This window comes from Pseudomonas sp. M30-35 (assembly GCF_002163625.1).
GTDB lineage: Bacteria > Pseudomonadota > Gammaproteobacteria > Pseudomonadales > Pseudomonadaceae > Aquipseudomonas.
Genome location: NZ_CP020892.1, coordinates 3,988,028 through 4,013,130, shown reverse-complemented (window position 1 = coordinate 4,013,130; position 25,103 = coordinate 3,988,028). Strand labels below are relative to the sequence as shown.

The following is a 25,103-nucleotide window of genomic DNA, read 5'->3' as shown; positions in this document are numbered from 1 at the left end:
AATAATTACAGCAGTCGTGCTGCATCAGTACGACCCAGCAACGGAGAACAGGATCATGCTCGCACTGCGTAAAACTACCCGCTACGTCGCCCTCGGCGCACTTCTCGCCGCCAATGGTTTGCAGGCCGCTGAAAAGCTGCATCTGTATAACTGGGGCGACTATATAAACCCCGAAGTGCTAAAACGCTTCACTGCTGAAACCGGTGTCAAGGTTTCACTCGACACCTATGGCAGTAACGAGGAAATGCTCGCCAAATTACAGGCTGGTGCCAGTGGCTACGATATCGTCTTCCCATCGGTACACATGCACGACAGCATGGCCGCGTTGGGGTTGTTGGAAAAAACCAACATCAACCAGAGTCCGGGCTTTGCCAATATCGACCCGCAATTCTTGCGTTCCAAGACTGACCCCAAAGGCGAGTACTGCTTGCCTTATGCATGGGGCACAGTCGGTATTTTCTACAACAAGACCAAGGTTTCCAAACCGATTGAGACCTGGGATGACTTCTTCGCTGAAGCCAAAGCTGGCAAGAAAGTCATTATGCTCGACGACATGCGCGAAACCCTCGGCGTTGGCCTGATCGAGAACGGTAAGTCGGTTAACAGTACCAACCGTGATGATCTAAAGTTGGCTGCCGACTGGCTGCTGGAACGCAAACCGTTAATATCCGCCTTCACTTATGACAGCGTGCCGATGGTTCAGTCTGGTGATGCGGCCGCCGCGCAGTACTTCGTTGGCGCCGAAAGGTATGTCAAACAAGAGCCGGAGAAGCTCGCCTATGTGATCCCAAAAGGCGGTGCGACCATGTATCAAGAAGATATTTGCGTACTCAAGAATGCGCCGAATAAGGCCAACGCCAAGCGGTTTATGGAGTTCTTCCTGAAGCCTGAAATCGCCGCGCTCAATACCGAACAGCAAACCAATGGCACGCCGAACAAGGCGGCACTTAAGCTGCTGCCCGACGAGCTGCGTAACGATCCACAGATTAATCCGCCGGCTGAAGTGATGGCCAAGCTGCAGATGTTTGAAGACATCGGCAGAGCGCTCAAACAGTACGACCGCACGTGGACCAAGGTGCGCACCGCCAACTGAGTCGTTGGCGGTCCCCGCCTGATCTCCCGCTGTTAATCCCGGCCACTTGAGGCCGGGACGGAGTTATACATGAGCGTTTACACCCGTATTGCGCCGGTCGTCGAAATACGTGGCGCGGTGAAGCACTATCAAGCCCCCGAAGGTCACGTGGTGCGCGCGCTGGATGGTATTGACCTGAGTGTCGGTGCCAATGAATTCGTGACTCTGCTCGGCCCTTCGGGCTGTGGAAAAACAACCCTGCTGCGCACGGTCAGTGGTTTTGAACAATTGGACGGCGGTGAACTGCTGATTCAAAACAAGCCAATGAACAACGTGCCAGCGCATCGGCGTCCGGTACACACGGTATTTCAAAGCTACGCGTTGTTTCCCCACATGAGTGTGGGTGACAACGTCGGCTATGCGCTGGAAGTACAAGGCGTTGGAAAAACGGAACGCCGTCAGCGCATAGGCGAAGCGCTCGAGCTAGTCGGTCTTGAGGGCCTGGAGCGGCGCAAACCCGGCCAGCTTTCCGGTGGCCAGCAACAACGTGTGGCACTGGCTCGGGCATTGATCGATCGCCCAGCGCTGCTACTGCTTGATGAACCTCTGTCGGCGCTCGACCGCCAGTTACGCCAAAGCATGCAGCGCGAGCTAAAGAAGCTGCAGCATGAATTGGGCATCGCCTTCGTCTTCGTCACCCACGACCAGGAAGAAGCGCTGACCATGTCTGATCGCATCGTCATACTCAACGGCGGCCTTATTCAGCAAATTGGTACGCCAACCGAGATATACGACCGCCCGGCCAACGCCTTCGTCGCGGGTTTCATCGGTGAAAGCAATCTGTTCGATGTCAGCGTCGTGGCTGTCAACGCGGGTGTAGCGCAGTTGCGCAGTGAGCAGGGAGATGTGTTGCACGTACCGGCCACACAGCTGCAGGTTGGTCAAAAACTGCAAGCAATGTTACGTCCTGAGCAGTTTCAGCTCGACAGTGTCGGCGGAAATAGTGCGGCGCTGGAAGGTATCATTGAGCAGACGCTGTTTGTCGGCAAAGACTTTGAAGTCAGCCTGCGAACTGCGCATGGTATGCAGGTAAAGGCTGTTATTCGTGATACTGGCCGCCATGATTTACACCGTCTACAGCCTGGCAGCAGCCTGCAATTGCGCTATGCGCTGGACGGCGTACACCTGCTTGATGAGGCTAAGCAATGAGCAGCTTAGCGGGCCGTCGGCGCCTGCAGTTGATTGGCTTGTTGAGCCCTGCGACATTTGTGATTGGCCTGTTCTTCCTCGCACCGCTGGCGATTATGGCAACGTACAGCCTGCTTGAGCCCGGCCTCTACGGCGGTGTCGAGTGGAATTTTTACCCAGACAATTTTGGTCGTGTACTGGGCTGGGCCGATGGCACGCTGGAAGAGTTCGATCCTGTTTACCTGGAAATAATCCTGCGCTCGTTCAAGCTCGCGGCGATCACTGTCGTGCTGACGCTACTGGTGTGTTATCCCGCTGCGTTCTGGGTTGCCCGCCAGCCGGAAAAGAGGCGCAACTTCTGCCTGTTCCTTATCACGCTGCCGTTTTTCACCAGCCTGATCGTGCGCCTCTACGCCTGGGTGATAATTCTGCGGCCGAGTGGCTTTATCAACACAATCCTCTTGGCACTGGGCATCAATACCCCGATCAATCTGATCTACACCGAAACCGCGGTGCTGATTGGCATGACCTATATCTTTATCCCTTTTATGTTCATGCCGGTTTACGCCAGTGTTGAAAAACTTGACCGCCGCTTGCTTGAGGCTTCAGCCGACCTGGGAGCCAGTCGCTGGCAGAGTTTTTGGAAAATCATTTTTCCCATGACACTGCCAGGCATCGCGGCGGGTTCGATCATCGTATTCATCCCCAGCTTAGGTAACTTCATTGTGCCGTCGTTGCTGGGTGGCGCGCAGGTTTTGATGATCGGCAGTTTGGTCGAGCAACAGTTTCTTGCCGCCCGTAACTGGCCATTCGGCGCTGCACTGGCAATGCTTCTTATGGTCTCGGTATTGGTGTGCCTGACCCTTAATGCGCTGGCTCAGAGTCGCAACAAGGCAGGTGCGCAATGAACTCACTAATGGCACGCATTGGTCGTGGTTTGCTCGGTGGCTATAGCTTAGCGTTCTTCATTTTTCTGTATCTGCCGATCGCGCTGATTGTGATCTATTCGTTCAACTCCAACCCGATCAACATGATGATCTGGAGTGGCGCATCGCTCGACTGGTATCGCTCGTTGTTCGGCATGTCCAACAGCCTTGGCTCAAGCGCGATGTATGTCGAGTCCACTGACCAGTTATTGGCGGCCTTGCGTACCAGCCTGATCATTGCCTTAAGCACCACCACCATATCAACGATTGCCGGTACGTTGATGGCGCTAGCGTTGGCGCGATACCGCTTCCGCTTGCAAGGGTTTTACCGGGTGCTGATGTTTATGCCGATGCTGATGCCTGACATTGTGCTGGGTATCGCGCTGTTGATTTTTTTCGTTGGGGTTGGCATGCCATTGGGCAAAACCTCGATCATCATCGGTCACTGCACCTTCCTCATCAGCTATGTATTTCTGGTGGTCAGCGCGCGGCTGGCCGGGATGGACACACGCCTTGAGGAAGCCTCAGCAGATCTCGGGGCATCGCCTTGGTGGACTTTCCGACGCATCACATTGCCGTTGATTTTGCCGGGGGTAATCGGTGGTGCGTTGCTGGCGTTTATCATTTCGATGGACGATCTGGTGATTACGTATTTCATCTCCGGCGTCGATTCAACCACCTTGCCGGTTTATATCTACGGCATGATCCGTCGGGGCATCAAACCTGAGATCAACGCCATCGCGACACTGCTGCTGATTGCTTCATTCATTATCGCTGCGGTCGGTTTATACCTGCGCAGTCGTCAGCCCGCGACAACCAAGGAAGACACACATGGCTAAGCTCCGTGCCCGCGAACTCGGTCTGCCTATGCCCGGCAAAACCGGCCCGAACAATGCCATTACCGATGTACCTGGGGTGCTGGTTGGCTACCAAACCATTAACGCTGTTGCCGCCAACGGTAAGCAGGTGAAAACTGGGGTCACGGCGATTCTGCCGCGCGGCTATCAATCCGAACCCCAACCGGTCTGGGCTGGTTTTCACGCGCTCAATGGCAACGGTGAGATGACTGGCACGCATTGGGTTGAGCACGGCGGCTACTTCGTCGGGCCAATGTGCATCACCAACACGCACAGCGTGGGTATCGTTCATCACGCTGCTACACGCTGGATCATCAATCATTACGCGGATGCTTGGCAGGCCGAGCATTTGTGGGCGATGCCGGTGGTTGCAGAAACTTACGACGGGGTGATCAACGACATCAACGGTCAGCACGTCACTGAAGCCGATGCGCTCGCCGCCATAAACTCAGCCACGCGTGGTGAGATCGCCGAAGGTAATGTTGGCGGCGGCAACGGCATGATCTGCTATGGCTTCAAAGGCGGCACCGGCACAGCCTCGCGTAGCCTTGAGATAGATGGCCAAAACTACACCTTCGGCGTCTTGGTGCAAGCCAATCATGGTCAACGCAAGTGGTTCAAAGTGCTCGGCACGCCAGTCGGCGAACGTTGGGAGGATGCCGCGCCGAAAGGGTTGGAGCGTGAGCGTGGCTCAATCATTGTAGTGATTGCCACCGATGCGCCGCTGCTGCCTCACCAGTTGAAACGCTTGGCTCAACGCGCTGGCCTCGGTATTGGGCTCGGCGGTACGCCCGGCGGTAATAATTCTGGGGATATTTTTCTGGCATTCAGCGTGGCTAATCCCCGGCCATTACCGCAACTGACACAAACCAGACTCAACCTCGAGTACCTGAATGATGAGTGCTTCGATGCGATCTATTTGGCAGCGGTGCAAGCCACCGAAGAGGCTGTGCTAAACGCCATGTTGGCGGCAGAAGATGCGCCAATGCAAAAGCCCGAAGGTGTTTGCCCTGCAATTGACGGCGAACGATTGAGGGCGATGATTCAGGCACAAAGCAGCTGAGCAGCTGCGGATATTTGTGCCTGTGATGCAATCATCTTCTCGAACGGGGCATCGCTAGGTGCTTTGCTACGGTGCGTTTAGTAGCTTGCCCGTTGCTGCAGATGCGCCAGGTACACCTTGCTTGGCATTCGGGTGCTGAGGGTGATCGCTTGTTTGGCATCTGCCTCGTCCAGCAACAGCCCTTGTCCTGCGGTTAATAGCTGCTGTTCACCCTTGAACTGACAGGTCAGCGGCCCGCCTGCGTGGCAGTAAATCATCAACACTGTTGTTTGCTCCGCAGCAGCTAAGCTGTGGTTGGCGCTGATATCCAGAGACTGCAAATTGTGCGCCCAATCGGCGCGGCGACTGATCACGTTGAAATCAGTCACTTCACCATCAACCAGTTCGGCATATACGCTTGCCTCGCCCCGAAACTCCCAAGGTTGAGAGTCGGCTGTGAGTTCAAACGCAGCCGCATCCTCAGTGTGCAAGCGCAGGCCTGCACCACTCAATATCGCCAGGCTGCGATCCAATCCGGTGAAGCTGGAAAAGCTGCCATGAGCGCCAACCCTGGCGCTGCTGATGCGCCAGGCAAAATCTTCCAGGCTCGCGCCAGGCGGGGCAATGGCGAGTTCTGCGGTGCTGCCGGCGCCATTTTTCCAAGGCATGTGCTTTGCGTTTGCGAGGTCAATTCTGCGGATGCTCATGGGTCTTGTCCTGTTAAATGTATATACAAATAACGCCGTTAGAAAATTATATTCTGAAAGTTATTTGGTTTTCGTCATTTAAAGTATAAGCCGTGGGTTGAATCAGCAAATTAATACTAATTATCAGGGATAATCAACGTCTTACACAAAATTTTGGCCGAGTGGATCAATCATTTGGCTGTGTGCATGGCGGTCGAAATGGGGCTTGACCCGTCGACTTATCAGTCATAATGTATATACATAAGAATTAAGGAGCAATCCGATGCCGTTATCCAGTCAAGATGCAAAGCTCTGGCGTGATGTCAGTGTTTTCGATGGAATACAGACGCTACCCGAGCCTATGGCCGTGTTGGTTAAAGGTGATTGGGTCGCCGGGCTGTGGCCAGAGTCCAGTTTTGATCTGCACAACGCGTCGGGTGCTGTCGAAGTAGGGCGGGGCGGTGTGATGACGCCAGGCTTGGTCGACTGCCACACCCATCTGGTGTTTGCCGGTAACCGCGCCGCCGAGTTTGAACTGCGCCTTGAAGGTGCCAGCTACGCCGAGATTGCCCGCGCCGGTGGCGGCATTATCAGTTCAGTACGCGCCGTTCGCGCAGCCAGTGAAGCTGAACTGCTAGCGCAGGCGCTGCCACGGCTACAGGCATTGATTGATGATGGCGTCACCAGTGTTGAGATCAAGTCGGGTTACGGTTTGACCGTCGCTGATGAGCTGAAGATGCTGCGTGTCGCGCGGCGTCTTGCTGAAAAACTCCCCGTACATATCACCACAACATTGCTCGGCGCCCATGCCTTGCCGCCCGAGTATGCTGATGACAGCGACGGCTACATCGACCTGGTCTGTGAGCAGATGATCCCGGCGGCCGCAGCCGAAGGTTTGGCCGATGCGGTGGATGTGTTTTGTGAAAACATTGCCTTTAGCCCTGCACAAACCGAACGCGTGTTCATAGCCGCTCAGGCCCATGGCCTGGCGATAAAAGTGCATGCCGAGCAACTGTCTAATCAAGGCGCCAGTGCCTTGGCTGCACGCTACGGTGCGCTATCGGCTGACCATATTGAGTTCCTTGATGAAGCCGGGGTTAAGGCCATGGCCGCAGCGGGTACTGTTGCGACCCTATTGCCGGGTGCGTTCCATACCTTGCGCGAAACGCAGTTACCGCCGATTCAATTGCTACGCGATAACGCCGTGCCAATGGCGTTGGCCAGCGATGCTAATCCGGGCACCTCACCTATTTGTTTTCCCACCTTGATGCTCAATCTGGCCTGCACCCTGTTTCGCATGACCCCACGTGAAGCACTGGCCGGGATGACTGCGCATGCGGCAGCGGCGATCGGGCGCAAAGACCTTGGCTGTATCGCGGTCGGTGCGCCTGCCAACCTGTGTGTTTGGGATGTGCAGCAACCTGCAGAGCTGGCTTATGCAGTTCAGCCCGGCCGTTTGCGTCAGCGTGTATTTGCTGGAGTGCTAACCCATGACCGTTGATCGCCACTCAATGCAGCTGTGGGCCGGGCGCACTGACCCTGAGGCAGATAGCCCACGCTGGCATCAGCGCATTCAACCGCTGACTTCTGATGCGCAGCCCGGTGTTGCGTTAATCGGCTTTGCCAGTGATGAAGGTGTGCGCCGCAATCATGGTCGCGTCGGCGCTGCCGCTGGCCCTGAAGCTATGCGTAAAGCCTTGGCTAATCTGGCTTGGCACCGCAACGGCCCGGCATTTGATGCTGGTGATGTGGTCTGCGCAGATGACAATCTTGAGGCAGCGCAGGCGCGTCTCGGCGTTAATGTTGCGGCATTGCTCGACGCCGGGCACTTGCCGATTGTGATGGGTGGCGGACATGAGGTTGCCTTTGGTAGCTGGCAAGGTCTTGCCCAGCACATGGCTAACGATGTTGCACCGCGCATTGGCATCATTAATTTCGATGCCCATTTTGACCTGCGTGACCCCGCTTTTGTGCGCTCATCCGGCACACCGTTCGCGCAAATTGCCGAGCAATGTGCGCAGCGCAATTGGCCATTTCGTTATGCCTGCCTTGGTGTAAGCCGGGCAAGCAACACCCGTGCGCTGTTTCAGCGTGCAGAGGCGCTGGATGTTCTGGTGCGCGAAGACCGCCAAATCCGCCCCGACAGCCTGCGCGAGATTGCTGCAGACGTGCAGGGTTTTATCGATGCCTGCGATGTTATCTACCTGACGATTGATATCGACGTATTGCCTGCCTGCGAGGCACCAGGTGTCAGCGCTCCGGCGCCTCGTGGTGTGCCGTTAGCGTTGCTTGAACCCTTGTTGGAGCAGATTCGCGACAGCGGCAAGTTACGCCTTGCAGATTTGGCCGAGCTGAATCCAAACCATGACATCGACACTCGCACCGCACGGGTTGCGGCGAGGTTAATCCACCTGCTGTCTCTGACTGGCTGACGCGCAGGCCCAACACAGCTATTTCTCCAACAAAAACAACAGTGAGGAATTACCCAATGAGTGTTTTCGCTAACCCAGGCGAAACCGTCCTGCAGTCCTTCGCAGGGGCGCTGTCATGAGTGAACAACTATCGCTAACGACTGGCGTGTCAAAGCCACGAGCCCTGGCGCGCCTGTTGGGTTACAGCTTTATTGGTCTGCTGATTTTTTTTGTGCCGTTCACCATCGGTGGGCGCTCAACCATTCTTCTCGACCATGCTGCCAGTGCCTTGCAAGCCAATGCCCGGCCGCTGGTCATCGTCATCGCTCTGCTGTTTATGCTGTATGGCGCATTGCAGCCCTGGCTCAGTGGTAGCTGGCGCAAGGACCTGACAACCACGGTGTTCAGCGTGCTCAAGGTCTGTGGACTGCTGATCGGTGTGGCGTATGTGTTGCGCATCGGCCCGCAAGCGCTTTATGCACCGGGTATGCTGCCGTTTCTGTTCGATAAACTGGTGTTGAGCCTTGCCCTGATCGTACCGCTGGGCGCGCTGGCGCTGGTATTTCTGATTGGCTTTGGCCTGCTCGAATTGATTGGTGTTTTGATGCAGCCAGTCATGCGTCCAATCTGGCGCACGCCGGGCAAATCAGCGATTGATGCGGTGGCTTCGTTTGTCGGTAGCTACTCGGTGGGCTTGCTGATTACTGATCGCATGTATCAACAAGGCCATTACAGCCTGCGCGAGGCGGCAATAATCGCGACGGGGTTCTCCACCGTGTCGGCGCCATTCATGGTCATCATCGCCAAGACACTCGGCCTGATGGGCAGCTGGAACCTGTATTTCTGGAGCGCAATGCTGGTCACCTTTAGCGTGACTGCGGTGAGTGCGCGCATCTATCCGCTGTCGAAGTTACCTGACGAGAGCCGCCCAGAGCCAGCGCTTAAAGTGGGTGAAAGCCGTATTGCCAGCGCATGGAATGCAGGCCTTGCGCAAGCTGGCCAGGCACCGGCTTTGTGGCTGTCGTTGCGTGAAACCTTTGTTGATGGTTTGCGTATGACCGCAGCCATTTTGCCAAGCATCCTAGCGGTAGGGCTGCTGGGTTTGCTGGCCGCCAAATACACCCCGGTTTTTGATGCCTTGGGTGTGCTGTTTTACCCGTTGACATGGCTGCTGGGTGTCAGTGATCCGATGCAGGTCGCCGGTGCTATCGCGTCGGGTCTGGCCGAAATGTTTCTCCCCGCAATACTGCTCAAAGATGCCGAGGTGATGGTCAAGTTTGTCGTCGCCATCGTTTCGGTCAGCAGCGTGCTGTTCCTCTCTGCATCGATTCCCTGTGTGCTTGCCACGCGGATTCCCCTGCGCTTGCGTGACCTGTTGTTGGTCTGGCTGCAGCGCACTGTTTTAAGCCTGGTATTCAGCATCCCGCTGGCTTACCTGGTGCATTCACTCAACCTTATTTAAGCCTTGACGCTACTTTAAAGGAGCCTGTTATGAGCCTCTTCCGTGATACTGAAATCCGCGCTGCACGTGGCAGCAAACTGACCGCTAAAAGCTGGTTGACTGAAGCGCCACTGCGCATGCTGATGAACAACCTCGACCCTGAAGTAGCTGAGAACCCGAATGAGCTGGTGGTTTATGGCGGGATTGGTCGTGCGGCACGCAACTGGGAATGCTACGACAAAATCGTTGAAGTGCTGACCCGCCTTGAAGACAACCAAACGCTGCTAATTCAGTCGGGCAAGCCGGTCGGTGTATTTGAAACCCACGCCGACGCACCGCGTGTATTGCTCGCCAACTCCAACCTGGTGCCGCATTGGGCGACCTGGAAACACTTCAACGAACTCGATGCCAAAGGCTTGGCCATGTATGGCCAGATGACCGCCGGTAGCTGGATCTACATCGGCTCGCAGGGCATCGTTCAGGGCACTTACGAAACCTTCGTTGAAGCCGGTCGCCAGCATTATGACGGCAACCTGAGCGGACGCTGGGTGCTCACCGCAGGTTTGGGCGGCATGGGCGGCGCTCAGCCATTGGCCGCAACACTGGCCGGTGCCTGCTCGCTGAATATCGAATGTCAGCAGAGCCGTATCGATTTCCGTTTGAAGACCCGTTACGTCGACGAGCAAGCATCAGACCTGGACGATGCCTTGGCGCGTATCAGCAAATACACAGCTGAAGGCAAAGCCATCTCTATTGCTCTGTGTGGCAACGCGGCTGAAATTCTTCCTGAATTGGTACGTCGAGGTGTGCGTCCGGACATGGTCACCGACCAGACCAGTGCGCATGATCCGCTCAATGGTTACCTGCCAAAAGGCTGGAGTTGGGAAGAGTACCGCGACCGTGCACTGACCGATGCTGACGCGGTGGTCAAAGCCGCCAAGCAGTCGATGGCTGAGCACGTGAGCGCAATGTTGGCATTCCAGAACATGGGGATTCCGACCTTCGACTACGGCAACAACATTCGCCAGATGGCACTGGAAGAGGGTGTCGACAACGCGTTCGACTTCCCGGGTTTTGTGCCCGCTTATATTCGTCCGCTGTTCTGTCAGGGCATTGGTCCGTTCCGCTGGGTTGCGCTGTCTGGTGATCCAGAAGACATCTACAAAACTGATGCCAAGGTCAAAGAGTTGATCCCGGATGACAAGCACCTGCACAACTGGCTGGACATGGCTCGCGAGCGCATCAGCTTCCAAGGTCTGCCAGCTCGTATTTGCTGGGTTGGCTTGAAAGACCGCGCCCGTCTTGCTCAAGCGTTCAATGACATGGTCGCCAGCGGTGAGCTGAAAGCGCCTGTGGTAATTGGTCGTGATCACCTCGATTCAGGCTCGGTCGCCAGCCCTAACCGCGAAACCGAAAGCATGCTCGACGGCTCCGATGCAGTGTCTGATTGGCCGCTGCTCAACGCCCTGTTGAACACTGCTGGCGGGGCGACATGGGTGTCTTTGCACCACGGCGGCGGCGTTGGCATGGGCTATTCGCAGCACTCCGGTGTGGTTATCGTGGCGGATGGCACGCCTGAGGCGCGCGCTCGACTGGGCCGCGTTTTGCGTAACGACCCGGGTACTGGAGTCATGCGTCATGCCGATGCTGGTTATGATATCGCCGCAGATTGCGCGCGGGAGCAAGGGCTTGATTTACCTATGCTAGGCGACCGCTAAGCTTTAGGACCCCGCCACTGGTGAACCTCACCAGTGGCGGGGTAATGGATGCAACACCCCATAAGGCAGACAACAATGCACTCCAATAGTCAAAAAAGCCTGAATCGTAGTGTTTTTATCCCGACATTTCTGGTCGTTGTTATCGCGGTAGCGGTTGGCTTGTTCAACAACGAGTTGTTGGTCCGCGTGGCCAAGGACGTCTTCTATTTTTCGCTCTCCGATTTTGCTTGGCTGTATCAGTTGTTAGCGATTTCGGTGCTGGGCCTGGTGGCTTACATCTTCTTCTCCAAGGCTGGTGATATCCGCCTTGGTGGCGCCAATGCAAAACCGACATTTTCAGTTGCCTCCAACTTTGCGATGGCTCTGACTGGCGGGATTGCGACCGGCGTGGTGACTTACTCAGTCAATGAACCCATCATTTATCTGGGTAACATCTATGGTGAAATTGCTAATCAATCGTTTGCGCCAAACAGCGCAGAAGCTGCGATTTTTGCCTTGGCGCGTAGTTTCCATAACTGGAGTTTTATTCCGTATGCGATGTACTCGATTGTCGGCTTGATGATCGCCTACATGCATTACAACCGGAAAAAAGACTTCTCGATTGCCTCAACCTTGTCGCCCGTAATCGGTGCGCATAGTAAGCGGCCACTGGTTAGGTCGCTGGTCGATATTGTCTCGGTACTGGCGATCGCGCTGGGCCTGGCATCGTCGCTTGGGGCGGGGTTGGCGTTGATTAGCTCGGGGATTGAATCGCAGTACGGCATTCAATCAAGCCCGATGACATGGCTGGTGTTGTCGCTGGTAATTACAGCTGTGTTTGTCACCTCGGCGTTGTCGGGGCTCAAGCGCGGCATTCAGTTCTTGTCCTCAATCAACGCCTATATTTTCTACGCCTTCGTGGTGATTCTGCTGATCGTCGGGCCGCTGAGTTATATCTTCAGCCTGTCGGTGACTTCGATCGGTTACTGGTTGGATAACTTTTTCCTCTGGTCGTTTGACACTAAGGAGTCTGGCGGCGAGGCACTGGTGACGTGGTGGACCATGTATGACTGGTCGATCTGGATTGCCTACGCACCGTTGATGGGGCTGTTTTTAGCGCGAATCTCATACGGACGCACACTGCGTCAGTTTCTGCTGATCAACTGGATTCTGCCATCGGTGTTCGGCATGGTTTGGTTCGCAATCTGGGGTGCCTCGGCGATCAAGTGGCAGCTCGATGGCAGCCTCGATTTGATCAAGGTTATTACCGATCACGGCGCTGTAGCTGGCTTGTGGGGTTTCTTGCAGCACTTGCCGATGTCAGGTCTGTTGGTGCCACTGGCGATCTTCACCTTGATTATCTCCTTCGCCACGGCGGCGGACTCCATGACCTCGACCATCGCTTCAATCTGCACCAAGAACATTCGTGCAGATGAAGAATCGCCCAAGTCGCAGAAGATTATCTGGGGTCTTTCGATCAGTGCGATTGCCTTCATCATGGTCGCTTACGGTGGCGGTGCGCAGGGCGTCGATGGCATCAAGTATCTCGCGGCAGCTGGTGGTTTCACCGTGCTGTTTCTATTTATCCTTATCGCTGCTTCGGCCGCTCGAGTGTTCGTTTTCAAAAAGGAAACACCAGACACTGAAGTGTTCGACAGTCGTGAGCAGCAAGGTGCAGTAAATGAACAACCCATTGCCTGATGTACTGCTCAGCGAAGCGTCCGTTACCTGGACCGATGTTGTTAACGTAGCGCGCTTCGGGGCGCGGATGGAGTTGTCTGCCTACCGCTGGATGCGGGTTAATGAAGCCCGTGAAGCGGTGTTGGCGATTGCCAACTCGAGCAAGCCGCATTACGGCATCAACACCGGCCTTGGTGCATTGTGTGATGTGGTGTTTGCCCCGAGCGAACTGAGCAAGCTATCGCGACATACGCTGATGAGTCATGCCTGCGGCGTGAGCTCACCGCTGCGTAGCGAGCAGGTGCGGGCGATCATGTGCTGCGCGGTGGTTAACTACAGCCACGGTTATTCCGGGGTGAGTGGCGCGGTGGTCGACGGCCTGCTGAATTTGCTCAACCAAGGCATTACGCCGGTGGTTCCGGGGCAAGGCTCAGTGGGTTACTTGTCACACATGGCGCATATTGGCCTGGCGCTGCTGGGCATCGGTGATGTCGAATATGCCGGGCAAATCGTCACGGCCAGTCAGGCGCTGGCCAGTATCGATATGCAGCCAGTCGAGTTAGGCCCCAAGGACGGTTTGTGCTTGGTCAACGGCACGCCAGCGATGACCGGCTTGGCCTGTTTGACCCTGGCTGACACTTATCATCTGGCGAGCTGCGCTGATGTGGTCGCGGCGATGAGTTTCGAGGCATTGGGCTGTCAGTTCGACGCGATCAGTCTAGCGGCCATTCAACGTAAAGCTCACACCGGTATGCAAAAGACTGCGGCCAACTTGCACCAGTTATTAGCCGGCAGTGAAGTCGTGGCCAAGAGTCAAGGCACGCACCTGCAAGACGCCTTGAGCCTGCGCGCAATTCCGCAAGTGCATGGCGCCTGCCGTGATCAGCTGGAGCATGCTGCGCGTCAAGTCAGCGATGAACTGAACTCTGCCACCGACAACCCGTTGGTGGTCAAGGACGGTGCAGAATACCGGATTATTTCGCAAGCCAATCCGCACGGTGAATCGGTGGCCATGGCCTGTGATTTGCTGACGATTGCGGTGTGCGAGTGGAGCAGTATTTCCGAGCGCAGGGCTTACCGTTTGGTGACCCCGCAGGCCAACAAACTACCGCCGTTCTTGACCAAGGGCAGCGGGGTTAAATCAGGGATGATGATTGCTCAATACAGCGCAGCTTCATTGGTTGCGGATAACAAGCGTCTGGCATTGCCAGCAGTCACTGATAACTTCCTGACGTCCGGGCTGCAAGAAGACCACCTGAGCTTGGGTGAAAGCGCGGCACTGAAGTTGGATAAAGCCATTGAAAATGCGTTTCACGTGTTGGCGATTGAGTACCTGTTGGCTGCTCAGGCTTTCGACTTTATTGAAATCCGGCCATTCGGCCAAGGCACCGGGTGCGCATGGGGTTTGCTGCGCGAGTTGGTGGCCAGTTATGAAGAAGAACATCCGTTGTATCAAGATATTCGTCACACCTATGAAGTGCTGCGCGACGTGAACACGCTGTTCGCCTTGCGTCAGGCTCTGCCGAATTTCGATCTTTGAGTGGATACCATTATGTCTGTTTTAACCTTGGTGCCGGGCCAGTTAAACCTCGCCCAGTTGCGTAATTTTTATCAGCAAGCGCAGCATGTAGCGCTTGATAGCAGTGCTGATCAAGGCATTGAAAACAGTGTCGCCTGTGTCCAGGGCATTCTCAATCAAGGCCGCACCGCCTACGGAATTAATACTGGTTTTGGCTTGTTGGCGCAGACCCGTATTGCCACGGAAGATCTGGAAAACCTGCAGCGCTCGCTGGTGCTTTCGCATGCCGCCGGTATTGGTGAGCCATTGGATGACGCCATGGTGCGTTTGATCATGCTGCTTAAAGTCAACAGCCTGTCGCGTGGCTTTTCGGGTATCCGTCGCAAGGTTATTGATGCGTTGTTGGCGCTGATCAATGCCGAGGTTTATCCACATATTCCGCTCAAGGGCTCGGTGGGTGCATCGGGTGATCTCGCACCGCTGGCGCATATGTCTTTGGTGTTGCTTGGTGAAAGCCAAGCCCGTTATCGCGGCGAATGGCTGCCAGCAAAAGAGGCGCTGGCGATTGCCGGGTTGGAGCCGCTGACTCTAGCGGCAAAAGAAGGACTGGCGTTGCTCAATGGCACCCAGGTTTCCACCGCTTATGCGCTGCGCGGCCTGTTTGAGGCCGAGGACTTGTACGCTGCTGCCTCGGTCTGTGGCGCCTTGAGTGTTGAGGCCATGCTGGGTTCACGTGCACCATTTGATGCGCGAATCCACGATGCACGCGGCCAGCGAGGGCAGATTGATGCCGCTGCGGTGTATCGCTATCTGCTCGAGTCGAGCAGTGAAGTTGGCCGCTCCCATGAAGCTTGCGACAAGGTGCAGGACCCGTATTCGTTACGTTGTCAGCCGCAGGTCATGGGCGCTTGTCTGACGCAGCTGCGCCAGGTCGCAGAAGTGTTGGCGGTTGAGGCCAATGCGGTGTCGGATAATCCGCTGGTGTTTGCCGCTGAAGGTGACGTGATCTCGGGTGGCAACTTCCACGCTGAACCGGTGGCTATGGCGGCGGATAACCTGGCGCTGGCGATTGCTGAAATCGGCGCCTTGAGTGAGCGGCGTATCTCGTTGATGATGGATAAACATATGTCGCAGCTACCGCCATTTCTGGTAGCCAATGGCGGCGTCAACTCAGGCTTTATGATCGCTCAGGTGACCGCTGCGGCACTCGCCAGCGAGAACAAGGCATTGGCGCATCCGCACAGTGTCGACAGCTTGCCAACTTCGGCCAACCAGGAAGACCACGTATCAATGGCGCCAGCTGCTGGCAAGCGCTTGTGGGAGATGGCGGCCAATAGTCGTGGCGTGTTGGCGGTTGAATGGCTGGGTGCGTGTCAGGGCCTGGATTTCCGTGCGGGCATGAAAAGCTCTGAAGTGTTGGAGCAAGCGCGCAAGGTGTTGCGAGATGTGGTGCCTTACTACGTTGAGGATCGCTTTTTTGCCCCCGATATCGCCGCAGCTGACGAGTTGCTCAAGCAGCGCGTACTGTCTGGCTTGATCCCGGCAAAAGTGTTGCCGTCACAGGGTTAGAAGGCGAAAAGGTCACGGCAGATTGGGCCGCGCAGCGCATGCGGCTCGTCCTAATCTGTCGCGGCCTGTATTATCAGGACGTCGCACCCACCCAAAGGAATTTACGTGGCCAGCACGACCCCACGTTACCGTGTCATTGAAGAACACCTGCTAGAGCGTATTAGCAGCGGTGCATACCCGGTCCATCATCAAATTCCACCCGAAGAGCAATTAGCCCGCGACTTTGGCGTAAGCCGAATGACGGCCAATAAGGCTATTCGCGATTTGGTGCAAAAAGGTTATCTAATCCGTCAGGCTGGGCTCGGTACTTTTGTTACTGACCGCAAAGCCGAATCGTCGCTGCATGAAGTCTTGAATATTGCTACCGAAGTCATTAGCCGTGGCCATGCATACAGCAATGACGTGATTCGTTGCGAAGCGATTGAGGCAGACGATGAAGTGGCGCTGCGCCTAGGTGTGCGTCTTGGCACTGAGGTGTTCCATACGATTCTGGTGCACCGTGAAAGTGGCGTGCCGATTCAACTGGAAGATCGCTTTGTTAACCCGCGTTGGGTGCCGGATTATCTGCAAACCGACTTCTCGCAAAAGACGCCCAATGAGGTGTTGGTCGCCAACTGTCCGATTTCTGATGTCGAGCATGTTGTCGAAGCGTTATTAGTCGACGACCAAACGGCGCAGTGGCTGGATATCAGCACCGCTACGCCGTGCCTGAGCATGGTCCGTCGCACCTGGTCGGATGAACACTTGGTTAGCTACGCGCGGCTGATTCACCCCGGCGACCGCTACAAGCTGCGCTCACGTTCCAGTCGGCGTAGTTGAGTCACGTTCAGTCCACTGCCAGACAATAAAATGCCGGGGCCAGCTGTGGCCCCGGCATTGTTTAATTGTCGCCCCGGCATTTTTTTACGGTCACAAAACCTATTCCACCGTGGTGGCCGGGAAGGCTTGGCTGCCTAATACGCTGCCATCAAGCTCCTTGCCGTAATAGCCGTCATCATCAGCGTGAAATTGTTTGGCAGTGGTCTCTACATTGTCAGTAAAGCGCGGGTCCTGCGGGCGTTCGCGGCTGTTCATATAAGCCGCTACATCCCACGCTTGCTGAGGCGTAAGTTGCACAGCCTTACCCAGCGGCATGTTCTCGAAGATAAACGTCGCCGCGGTGTTAACCCGGTGCATGCCCGCGCCCCAGTTATACGATTGTGGGCCCCATAATGCAGGCATTACCGGGACATCCGCCATCACTGTACCTTGACCTTCGGCGCCATGACACAAGGCACAGTGCTCGCTGTATACCTTGGCGCCACGTTCAGGTGACGGGATGTGCGGAGGTTTTTCGAGCGCAGCAAAAGCACGGCCCGGCATATGTCCTCGTCCATCGAGTTTGACCTTGTCGCTTAGCGGCCCGGGCAGTTTGAGCGAGTCGACATTACCGCCTTGTTGCAAGGCTGCGTCGCTTATCTCAGGCACAGCTTTATCGTGCATGCCGAACATGTCGAGCAATCCGCCCATCAGCAGCCAGTACGAGTAAGCCGATATCGCGACCAGTTCTGGTGAGTCAGCTGCCGGGGCTTTGCCGTTCATGGAGAAGTTGAAGCAACCCTGGATGCGTTCAGCAAAGTTGCTGACTTTATTGTTTTTCTTACGGAATGCCGGGTACGCCAGATACGCCGCCCACATGGGGGCTGCATACGCTTTGCTGCCTGCATCGAGGTGGCAGTTGGTGCAGTTGAGTTGGTTGCCGACGTATTTGCCTTTGAGCTGCTGGGTGTTGACGAACAGCTCGTAGCCTTTGCGGACTTTATCGCCAAACTCGCCTTCGGGGATTTTGCTCAGGTCGCGTGATTCGAAATAACCCAGATTTGCGGCTTTTTGTTGTGCTGGAATTTCGTCCTGCATGTCAGCCATAAAACTTTCAGCGCTGGCAACACCGCTGCCAGTCAGTAACAGGAACAGCCACGCTTTGTTGATAGGCATCGGTTGCTCCTCTACTTGATGGCTGACAGGTAATCGGCCAAGGCCTGAATTTCGCTGTCTTTTAGCTTGCTGGCGATGTGGCCCATGGTGTTGTCTGGGTCACCGCTACGCTCTTTATTTTGCCAGGCGATTAGCTGATCTTTGAGGTAGCTGCTCTGTTGTCCGGCTAAACGCGGAAACAGGCCACCGCCAACTGCTGATGGGCCGTGGCAGCTATAACAGGCGGGCAGTGAGCGATGCAGGTCACCTTGGTAATAGAGCTTTTCAGCGCCTGACTGATTGAGCACATCACCGCGTTTATGCAGCTTCGGTGCTGTGCCTTGCGTGGCGTAGTAGTCCAACGCTTGTTGGCGAACATTAAGGTCAACCAAGCTCTGCGCCATCAACGTCATGATCACGTTCTTCCGATCACCCGAAATGAAGTGTTCTATCTGAGCGTTCATGTAACTACTGGAGAGCCCAGCGAGCTTGGGGCCTTGTGTTGTGCCTTGCCCTTGCGCGCCATGGCAGATAACACAGCTTTGCGCGGCCTCAGGTACTTCAGCTGCACTGGTGTAATTGGCCAGAAGCAGTGTCAACAGCGAGCCGATAGGTAAGAGTTTGTGCATACGATCCTTCGAGCGGGCATGAATATGCATTAATGATAGGTTGCTTCGTGATCCTCGCCAGCCGCATAAAACATCTTGAGTCGATTACTTGGATGTTTTGCGCCGCAGCGCCTATTTTCTGCGCGCTCAATGTCAATAGTTGTACCACTTGAGCTCTAACATCAGAGTGTTTTCCGGGGTACTCATGTGACTGAAGTCACGTGTTGCACTAAAGCGCAGGCCAAGGTCGCGTGAGATTTCCCATTGTTGGGTCAAGTTGATGCTGCGACGCACCTCGCCGTTATGGAAATAATCAGCCTTGCCTTCCAGCAACAGATTGCCCAGCGGGTTGCGCCACAATAGTCCGCTGTTAAAACCGGCTGCCGGAGCGACAAAGGCGGCAAAGTCGCGGTTGTTCTCAATCCGTGCAGTGGCCAACGCAAAACCGATGGTGTTGTCAGTCAGTTGCCATGTACCACCGCCACCGCCAGTCAAATATGTAGCCAGAGACTCATCGTCATCTTTACCTGACACGCGCTCAGCTCCGCCTGAAACCTGCCACGACCATGGCTGCAGCAGTTCATTGCGCGGCGTCAGCGAGCGAATTTTTGCCAGATCGAGTTGCTGCAACTGCCAATGATTATTCTCGTACTGGCGTAGTTTCAGCTGGGCGATCTCAATCTGTGCGCCTATCGGGAAGCCATAGAGATTGTCGTTGAGGTCGTGATAAGCCATGCGTAAACCGTATTCCGCAAAGGCATCATCTCCACGGCTGCCGGCGCCCAACTGCCACGTGCGCGATTCATGTCCCGCCTCGGGCAGGTCGGGACGTTCAAGGTCGAGCAGCGGTGGCGGGTTTTGATTAATCGACTTGAGTAAGTCAAAGCTGCGAGCAGCCGTGGTCGAGTCGCGCTCACCGCTGGTTGTCCGGTAGCGCAGCAGGCGGAACGCGCCATCTTGAATCAGCGCTCGACGTTCGGTGGGCAACTGCTGGAATTCTGGATCAGCTAATGTCGATTGATCGGCTGCCAAGCGCAGCACCCACTGTTGTTCGTCATTTGTTAGCTGCTTGGCGCGACCCAGCAGTTCGCGTTCACGGGATGGGCGATAGTCAATGCGTTCAATCAGCCCGGCATCTTCAACTGCTCGCACCGTGTCGGTTGGAATAGCGGTTATTGGAAAATCATCAGTCAGCTCAATGCCGGGGCGCGCGATTTCCAGCAATTCAAGCAAGCGGTATGAGCAGTTTTCATCGAAGAAAAAGTAGTCGAACTCAATATCCTTGAGCTCCCAGACATGTTCCATCATGCGTCGGGTTTCTTGCGGGGTGAGGTTCAGCCGGTATTCCCACAAGTCGCGGTTTTCCAGGCTGCGGTACTCCGCCAGCTTCTCCCGATAAGGCACGACTGCAAAAAAACCGGGATAGCCGCCCATCAGGCCTTTCCAGGCATAGAGCATGCTGTTGTCCATGCCTTCAATAAACGCACCGAAATTTAGCGCATAACTGAGCAGGGCGGTGTTATTGCTGTCCACGTCAGCTTGATCGATACGCAGCAATGTGTGACCGAACATCGAGGACGGGCTGTTGAGATAGGCGGCCGGGAATACCAATACGGTGCTGTTGGGCGAGACTTCAGTCATCCACTCGCTGTACTTTTGGCACACCGGTTTGGGTAAGTCATTCAGTGAAAGCTGCTCGCTCAGCCAGCGGGTGCGTGCGGGAAATTTGCACTGGGCATGTTCATCGGCCAGTTTTGCGGGTGCGTACAATGCTTTGACGGTTGCGCTTAATTCCGCGGCTGGGTCGCTGTCACCATTGCTGGCGATAAAGAAGTCATCATCGTCTACGTAACTGCGCCAGCCGCCCAGTTTACCGGTTTCATAATGGCCCAACGATATCCAGAAGGGTTGCACAGACAATGCTTGCAACTGCGCTTCAGGAATGTTCGGAGCGGCCTGTACTGCTGCGCAGCAAGAAGCCACCAGGACTGTCAAAATCCGTTTCAATTTTTTAAGGTTCTTATACGAAAGGCCAGACTGGAGCTTTGGCGATGCTGGCGGTTTGTGTCAAGGCCATGAACCAACATCGCGGCCAATTGTTTAAGCGGTTATCTGTTTATTTTGTAGCATTGGTGCGTGCAGCTTTCTCAATTAAGACACACACTGTACACAGATGATCTGTGAGGAGCCTGTCATGACAGAGTTCGATCCATCTGCGGTGTTAAATGCATTACTTAACGAGTACAGCGCCCGTGCAGCGACTATTCGTACGGCCCTGTCTGACAGCCACTCGCCAGACTTCGCCGAACAAGCGACGCAAAGACAGAATGATGAAGTTCTGGAGGCGCTGTTAGCCGAGGCTGAGGAAGGCAGGCATGCGGTTGGCCTGGCCAAGTTGCGTTTAGCTGAAGGCACTTATGGCCAATGCTTGAAGTGCGCCGAACCCATTGAGTCCGCTCGACTGCAAGTATTGCCTGCCACAGCCTATTGTTTGGCATGCGCCGAGCAAAGCGCTATAGGTAGTTGAGAGCGTGTCCTTAGCGCCAGATAAAAAATAGTCGAAATTGATCGGCTGCTTTAGCTTGTGATCAGCGTCCGAAGCGGCGATTATTTCTCTCGCGTGTGCCCTCCGTACAAGGATCTCCAATGCCTGAATCTGTTGCTACCCAATTGCGGCTAGCGCCTGAAGCTCTAACCCGTCCCTTTGCTCCCGAGCAGTTTAATTTCACGACCACAGATGACTTGGAGCCTTTTCGCGGTGTTTTGGGTCAGGAACGTGCAGTAGAAGCCCTGCAGTTTGGCGTGGCGATGCCGCGTCCCGGTTATAACGTGTTTGTCATGGGAGAACCCGGCACTGGGCGTTTCTCGTTTGTGCAGCGTTATCTCAAGGCCGAAGGTAAGCGTATGGATACGCCTGCCGACCATGTGTATGTAAATCATTTTGACGAGCCACGTGAACCTCGCGTGCTAGAGCTCACCGCCGGTTCTGCTGGCGAATTCATTGCGGATATCAATCTGCTTGTCGATAACCTGCTGGCGACATTCCCCGCAGTATTCGAACATCCGTCCTATCAGCAGAAGAAGAGTGCAATTGATCGCGCCTTCAACAAGCGTTATGACCAGGCGCTGGATGTAATCGAGCGCCTGTCACTGGAAAAAGGTATCGCGCTATACCGTGATAGCAGCAACATTGCCTTTACCCCAATGCTTGAAGGCAAGGCATTGGATGAGGCTGAATTTGCTCAGTTACCTGAAGCCGATCGCGAGCGTTTTCATCTCGATATCGCGATGCTTGAGGAGCGTCTGAACGAAGAGCTGGCCAGCTTGCCGCAGTGGAAGCGTGAGTCGAGCAACCAACTCCGGCAGTTGAACGAAGAAACCATCACCGTTGCCTTGCAGCCGCTGTTATCGCCGTTGTCGGAGAAGTATGCCGAGAACGCTGAAATTTGCGCTTATCTGCAAGCTGTACAAGTTAACCTGCTGAAAACCGTGGTTGAGCAACTGGTTGATGTTGAGAAGGTTGACGCGCAAACGCGTAAATTGCTTGAAGAACAGTACTGCCCAAGTCTGGTAGTTGGCCATCACGTCGACGGTGGCGCGCCGGTTGTTTTCGAGCCGCATCCGACCTTCGACAACCTGTTCGGGCGCATTGAGTACAACAATGACCAAGGCGCGCTCTACACCAGTTATCGTCAGCTGCGTCCAGGTGCGTTGCACCGCGCCAATGGTGGTTTCCTGATTCTCGAAGCCGAGAAGATGCTCAGCGAGCCGTTTGTCTGGGATGCACTCAAACGTGCCCTGCATTCACGGCAACTGAAGATGGAGTCACCGTTGGGTGATCTCGGTCGTATTGCAACTGTCAGCCTCAATCCGCAGGTTATTCCGCTGCAGATCAAAGTCATCATCATCGGTGCTCGGCAGTTGTATTACGCGTTGCAGGATCATGATCCGGACTTCCAGGAAATGTTTCGTGTTCTGGTCGATTTCGACGAAGACATTCCCCTGGGTGACGAAAGCCTGGAGCAGTTCGCGCAGTTGATGAAGACCCGTACCACTGAAGAAGGCATGGCGCCTCTGACCGCAGCCGCGGTGGCGCGTCTGGCAACCTTCAGTGCCCGACTGGCAGAGCACCAAGGTCGCTTGTCGGCGCGTATTGGTGACTTGTTTCAACTGGTCAGCGAGGCGGACTTTATCCGTCAGCTAGCCAACGAGACGGTGACTGATGTTGGCCATATCGAGCGTGCACTTAAAGCCAAGGCCACCCGTACAGGGCGCGTTTCAGCGCGAATCATCGATGACATGCTGGCCGGAATTATCCTCATCGACACCCGTGGCGCTGCAGTGGGCAAATGCAACGGGTTGACGGTATTGCAGGTTGGTGACTCTGCTTTTGGCGTACCCGCGCGGATCTCGGCTACGGTGTATCCGGGCGGTTCGGGTATTGTCGATATCGAGCGTGAAGTTAACCTCGGTCAGCCGATTCACTCCAAAGGCGTGATGATTTTGACGGGGTATCTCGGCAGTCGTTATGCACAGGAGTTTCCGCTGGAGATCTCCGCGAGCATCGCGCTTGAGCAGTCATACGGTTATGTCGATGGCGACAGCGCTTCACTTGGCGAGGTCTGCACGCTGATCTCAGCTTTGTCGCGCACGCCACTTAAGCAGTGCTTTGCGATTACCGGTTCGATCAACCAGTTTGGCGAAGTGCAGGCCGTGGGTGGGGTAAACGAGAAGATCGAAGGCTTCTTCCGCCTTTGTGAAGCGCGTGGCCTGACGGGGGAGCAGGGCGCGATTATCCCGCAGTCCAACGTCACCACGCTGATGCTTGATGATCGTGTGTTGCAAGCGGTTCGCGACGGGCAGTTCCACATTTATGCGGTGCGCCAGGTTGATGAGGCACTAAGCCTGTTGGTGGGTGAAGAGGTCGGGGCGCCAAACGACAAAGGTCAGTTTCCAAGCGGCAGTGTCAACGCGCGTGTGGTTGAGCGTCTTCGCGAGATCGCCGAGATTGGCATGGGTGAAGAGGATAAAGAGCTGGAAGCGCTTGCCGAAAAGGTTGCGAAAGCGGTGCCAACGCCGTCCCCCAAAAAACCGCCCGCGAAAAAACCTGTGCCAGTCAAACCCACTGCTCCAAAGACTGGAAAGTCAGAGCAATAGCTTGCCGTTATAGCGCTCGGTACTGGAGGGCATTGCCAGTATTTGAGTGCTAGCCGGCAACGGCCTTGTTACGCGCCTTCGCACTGTTCATCCACACACTTACCCACAGGTATTAAGCCGTAAGTATGTGGCTTCCCTATGAGTACTTTTCGGGTGTAGGCTGTAGTTCTGATCATGAGAGGGTCGCCGCGATGTCGCGTAGTCTCTGCCTCACACGTCAATGCTTGGGTTTGGTCACGCGTATCGAATGCGTAGTGTTGCCACTGGCTGGCGAAAATGGACTTTGGACGCTGATCTGTGCTGCCGGTATTTCCGGGTCACAACCTTCGGTAATCAAAGCTCAAGGCCCGTTCTACGGGCCTTCTGTAGCAGAAGGGGTGTTGGCCGGAATAGCCGATAGTCTGGCGGATCAAGGCTATGGTTGTTGCCCTGATATGCTGATTTGGCGTCTGCATATACAGTCTGAACTGCGCCAGTTGAATGGCCATCGCTGCTCTCATCTAGGGGACTATCAGTTCCGCCCAGAGAACTGATTGCGCAGCGCCAGCCAACTTTTGAGAAAGGCTTGTGTAGCCTGCGTTTGCGCGGTCAGCTGTTAATCTTTCCACAGAGTTATCCACAGCGCGAAAAATAACCCTTCAAGGTATTTCAAGGGGCTTTTACGGCACCGTTGCGCGAGTATAATCGCCAACCTATTTATCCTGAGTGAGGCTTCATGGAACGCTTTATTGAGAATGCGATGTACACCTCGCGCTGGTTACTCGCCCCAATTTATTTTGGGTTGTCGTTGGGCTTGCTGGCGCTGGCGATCAAGTTCTTCCAGGAAATTTTCCATATCCTGCCTAACGTGCTTTCGATGGCGGAAGCTGACTTGGTCCTGGTCATCCTTTCTCTGATCGATATGGCGCTGGTCGGTGGCTTGTTGGTGATGGTGATGCTTTCGGGTTACGAAAACTTCGTCTCACAACTGAATATTGGTCCTGGCAAAGAGAAACTCAGCTGGTTGGGCAAGATGGACTCCGGTTCATTAAAAATGAAGGTCGCGGCGTCGATTGTGGCAATTTCGTCGATCCATTTGCTCAAAGTATTTATGGATGCGAAGAACATCCCAGACAACAAGTTGATGTGGTACGTAATTATCCACATGACCTTTGTACTCTCCGCATTTGCCATGGGTTACCTCGACAAGCTGACCAAGCACGAGAACTGATTCAGCGCTATACCTGCATTGTTGTTGCCGCCCGCCCGGTTTCAAGCCTGGCGGGCGGTTTGCGTTGAGCAGGCAGATAACCCGTAT

General features: G+C 55.2%; 21 protein-coding genes. 17 read left to right on the top strand and 4 right to left on the bottom strand.

Translation table 11 applies throughout. The features are described from left to right. Positions 1-55: 55 nt before the first annotated feature. The 5 genes from B9K09_RS18545 to B9K09_RS18525 all read left to right on the top strand — a co-directional run bounded on the left by B9K09_RS18545 (position 56) and on the right by B9K09_RS18525 (position 5,106). On the top strand, positions 56-1,093 hold the full coding sequence (locus tag B9K09_RS18545; RefSeq protein WP_157699370.1) for a spermidine/putrescine ABC transporter substrate-binding protein: 1,038 nt from the start codon (positions 56-58) through the stop codon (positions 1,091-1,093). A gap of 69 nt (positions 1,094-1,162) precedes the next feature. Then, positions 1,163-2,281: an ABC transporter ATP-binding protein gene (locus B9K09_RS18540; protein ID WP_087518206.1), complete on the top strand. Its 1,119-nt coding sequence runs from the start codon at positions 1,163-1,165 to the stop codon at positions 2,279-2,281. Then, positions 2,278-3,168, top strand: a complete 891-nt coding sequence (locus B9K09_RS18535; protein ID WP_087518205.1) for an ABC transporter permease — start codon at positions 2,278-2,280, stop codon at positions 3,166-3,168. Before B9K09_RS18540 ends, B9K09_RS18535 begins: the two co-directional genes overlap by 4 nt. After that, positions 3,165-4,025 carry an ABC transporter permease gene (locus B9K09_RS18530; protein ID WP_087518204.1) on the top strand — a complete coding sequence of 287 codons (861 nt, stop codon included), beginning with the start codon at positions 3,165-3,167 and terminating at the stop codon, positions 4,023-4,025. The genes B9K09_RS18535 and B9K09_RS18530 overlap by 4 nt, the downstream gene beginning before the upstream one ends. Beyond that, positions 4,018-5,106: a P1 family peptidase gene (locus B9K09_RS18525; RefSeq protein ID WP_087518203.1), complete on the top strand. Its 1,089-nt coding sequence runs from the start codon at positions 4,018-4,020 to the stop codon at positions 5,104-5,106. The genes B9K09_RS18530 and B9K09_RS18525 overlap by 8 nt, the downstream gene beginning before the upstream one ends. Before the next feature lie 77 nt (positions 5,107-5,183). On the opposite strand, the gene B9K09_RS18520 is transcribed toward B9K09_RS18525, so the two are convergent. Beyond that, on the bottom strand, positions 5,184-5,792 hold the full coding sequence (locus B9K09_RS18520; RefSeq protein WP_087518202.1) for a HutD family protein: 609 nt from the start codon (positions 5,790-5,792) through the stop codon (positions 5,184-5,186). Positions 5,793-6,054: 262 nt separating this feature from the next. Between B9K09_RS18520 and hutI the strand changes: the two genes are divergently transcribed. The 8 genes from hutI (at position 6,055) to hutC (ending at position 16,907) form a co-directional block, all read left to right on the top strand. Next, on the top strand, positions 6,055-7,272 hold the full coding sequence (gene hutI / locus B9K09_RS18515) for an imidazolonepropionase (RefSeq protein ID WP_087518201.1): 1,218 nt from the start codon (positions 6,055-6,057) through the stop codon (positions 7,270-7,272). Further along, on the top strand, positions 7,262-8,203 hold the full coding sequence (gene hutG / locus B9K09_RS18510; RefSeq protein WP_087518200.1) for a formimidoylglutamase: 942 nt from the start codon (positions 7,262-7,264) through the stop codon (positions 8,201-8,203). The genes hutI and hutG overlap by 11 nt, the downstream gene beginning before the upstream one ends. Positions 8,204-8,318: 115 nt before the next feature. After that, positions 8,319-9,644 (top strand): YjiH family protein, encoded by a 1,326-nt coding sequence (locus B9K09_RS18505; protein WP_087518199.1) that lies wholly within the window; start codon positions 8,319-8,321, stop codon positions 9,642-9,644. 29 nt (positions 9,645-9,673) lie between these two features. Then, complete coding sequence (hutU, locus tag B9K09_RS18500; protein ID WP_087518198.1) at positions 9,674-11,341, top strand: urocanate hydratase; 1,668 nt, start codon at positions 9,674-9,676, stop codon at positions 11,339-11,341. 75 nt (positions 11,342-11,416) lie between these two features. Next, positions 11,417-13,021 (top strand): BCCT family transporter, encoded by a 1,605-nt coding sequence (locus B9K09_RS18495; protein ID WP_087518197.1) that lies wholly within the window; start codon positions 11,417-11,419, stop codon positions 13,019-13,021. Further along, on the top strand, positions 13,002-14,540 hold the full coding sequence (hutH, locus tag B9K09_RS18490; RefSeq protein ID WP_087518196.1) for a histidine ammonia-lyase: 1,539 nt from the start codon (positions 13,002-13,004) through the stop codon (positions 14,538-14,540). Before B9K09_RS18495 ends, hutH (B9K09_RS18490) begins: the two co-directional genes overlap by 20 nt. 12 nt (positions 14,541-14,552) lie before the next feature. Further along, a complete protein-coding gene (hutH, locus tag B9K09_RS18485) occupies positions 14,553-16,088 on the top strand; it encodes a histidine ammonia-lyase (RefSeq protein WP_087518195.1) in 1,536 nt (511 codons plus the stop codon). Between the two features lie 105 nt (positions 16,089-16,193). Further along, on the top strand, positions 16,194-16,907 hold the full coding sequence (gene hutC, locus B9K09_RS18480) for a histidine utilization repressor (protein WP_087518194.1): 714 nt from the start codon (positions 16,194-16,196) through the stop codon (positions 16,905-16,907). A 99-nt stretch (positions 16,908-17,006) separates the two neighbouring features. Here hutC and B9K09_RS18475 read toward each other — a convergent pair whose 3' ends face one another. The 3 genes from B9K09_RS18475 to B9K09_RS18465 all read right to left on the bottom strand — a co-directional run bounded on the left by B9K09_RS18475 (position 17,007) and on the right by B9K09_RS18465 (position 20,656). Further along, positions 17,007-18,062 (bottom strand): c-type cytochrome, encoded by a 1,056-nt coding sequence (locus B9K09_RS18475; RefSeq protein WP_087518193.1) that lies wholly within the window; start codon positions 18,060-18,062, stop codon positions 17,007-17,009. 11 nt (positions 18,063-18,073) lie between these two features. Beyond that, a complete protein-coding gene (locus B9K09_RS18470) occupies positions 18,074-18,670 on the bottom strand; it encodes a c-type cytochrome (protein ID WP_087519159.1) in 597 nt (198 codons plus the stop codon). A gap of 132 nt (positions 18,671-18,802) precedes the next feature. Then, positions 18,803-20,656 carry a DUF4105 domain-containing protein gene (locus B9K09_RS18465; protein WP_087518192.1) on the bottom strand — a complete coding sequence of 618 codons (1,854 nt, stop codon included), beginning with the start codon at positions 20,654-20,656 and terminating at the stop codon, positions 18,803-18,805. Positions 20,657-20,843: 187 nt separating this feature from the next. On the opposite strand from B9K09_RS18465, the gene B9K09_RS18460 reads away from it, so the two are divergent. The 4 genes from B9K09_RS18460 (at position 20,844) to B9K09_RS18445 (ending at position 25,016) form a co-directional block, all read left to right on the top strand. After that, positions 20,844-21,176 carry a TraR/DksA family transcriptional regulator gene (locus tag B9K09_RS18460; RefSeq protein ID WP_087518191.1) on the top strand — a complete coding sequence of 111 codons (333 nt, stop codon included), beginning with the start codon at positions 20,844-20,846 and terminating at the stop codon, positions 21,174-21,176. A gap of 119 nt (positions 21,177-21,295) precedes the next feature. Next, the gene (locus tag B9K09_RS18455) at positions 21,296-23,806 is read left to right on the top strand and encodes a Lon protease family protein (protein WP_087518190.1); all 2,511 of its coding nucleotides are present in this window, start codon (positions 21,296-21,298) and stop codon (positions 23,804-23,806) included. Between the two features lie 191 nt (positions 23,807-23,997). Next, positions 23,998-24,339 (top strand): hypothetical protein, encoded by a 342-nt coding sequence (locus B9K09_RS18450; protein WP_087518189.1) that lies wholly within the window; start codon positions 23,998-24,000, stop codon positions 24,337-24,339. A 182-nt stretch (positions 24,340-24,521) separates the two neighbouring features. Continuing rightward, on the top strand, positions 24,522-25,016 hold the full coding sequence (locus tag B9K09_RS18445) for a TIGR00645 family protein (protein WP_087518188.1): 495 nt from the start codon (positions 24,522-24,524) through the stop codon (positions 25,014-25,016). Positions 25,017-25,103 lie beyond the last annotated feature (87 nt).

What these genes read in the sequence shown, in the direction of transcription:
- B9K09_RS18545 (WP_157699370.1), top strand. Translation starts at nt 56, where the DNA reads ATGCTCGCACTGCGTAAAACTACCCGCTACGTCGCCCTCGGCGCACTT.
- B9K09_RS18540 (WP_087518206.1), top strand. Translation starts at nt 1,163, where the DNA reads ATGAGCGTTTACACCCGTATTGCGCCGGTCGTCGAAATACGTGGCGCG.
- B9K09_RS18535 (WP_087518205.1), top strand. Translation starts at nt 2,278, where the DNA reads ATGAGCAGCTTAGCGGGCCGTCGGCGCCTGCAGTTGATTGGCTTGTTG.
- B9K09_RS18530 (WP_087518204.1), top strand. Translation starts at nt 3,165, where the DNA reads ATGAACTCACTAATGGCACGCATTGGTCGTGGTTTGCTCGGTGGCTAT.
- B9K09_RS18525 (WP_087518203.1), top strand. Translation starts at nt 4,018, where the DNA reads ATGGCTAAGCTCCGTGCCCGCGAACTCGGTCTGCCTATGCCCGGCAAA.
- B9K09_RS18520 (WP_087518202.1), bottom strand. Translation starts at nt 5,792, where the DNA reads ATGAGCATCCGCAGAATTGACCTCGCAAACGCAAAGCACATGCCTTGG.
- hutI (WP_087518201.1), top strand. Translation starts at nt 6,055, where the DNA reads ATGCCGTTATCCAGTCAAGATGCAAAGCTCTGGCGTGATGTCAGTGTT.
- hutG (WP_087518200.1), top strand. Translation starts at nt 7,262, where the DNA reads ATGACCGTTGATCGCCACTCAATGCAGCTGTGGGCCGGGCGCACTGAC.
- B9K09_RS18505 (WP_087518199.1), top strand. Translation starts at nt 8,319, where the DNA reads ATGAGTGAACAACTATCGCTAACGACTGGCGTGTCAAAGCCACGAGCC.
- hutU (WP_087518198.1), top strand. Translation starts at nt 9,674, where the DNA reads ATGAGCCTCTTCCGTGATACTGAAATCCGCGCTGCACGTGGCAGCAAA.
- B9K09_RS18495 (WP_087518197.1), top strand. Translation starts at nt 11,417, where the DNA reads ATGCACTCCAATAGTCAAAAAAGCCTGAATCGTAGTGTTTTTATCCCG.
- hutH (WP_087518196.1), top strand. Translation starts at nt 13,002, where the DNA reads ATGAACAACCCATTGCCTGATGTACTGCTCAGCGAAGCGTCCGTTACC.
- hutH (WP_087518195.1), top strand. Translation starts at nt 14,553, where the DNA reads ATGTCTGTTTTAACCTTGGTGCCGGGCCAGTTAAACCTCGCCCAGTTG.
- B9K09_RS18475 (WP_087518193.1), bottom strand. Translation starts at nt 18,062, where the DNA reads ATGCCTATCAACAAAGCGTGGCTGTTCCTGTTACTGACTGGCAGCGGT.
- B9K09_RS18470 (WP_087519159.1), bottom strand. Translation starts at nt 18,670, where the DNA reads ATGCACAAACTCTTACCTATCGGCTCGCTGTTGACACTGCTTCTGGCC.
- B9K09_RS18460 (WP_087518191.1), top strand. Translation starts at nt 20,844, where the DNA reads ATGACAGAGTTCGATCCATCTGCGGTGTTAAATGCATTACTTAACGAG.
- B9K09_RS18455 (WP_087518190.1), top strand. Translation starts at nt 21,296, where the DNA reads ATGCCTGAATCTGTTGCTACCCAATTGCGGCTAGCGCCTGAAGCTCTA.
- B9K09_RS18450 (WP_087518189.1), top strand. Translation starts at nt 23,998, where the DNA reads ATGTCGCGTAGTCTCTGCCTCACACGTCAATGCTTGGGTTTGGTCACG.
- B9K09_RS18445 (WP_087518188.1), top strand. Translation starts at nt 24,522, where the DNA reads ATGGAACGCTTTATTGAGAATGCGATGTACACCTCGCGCTGGTTACTC.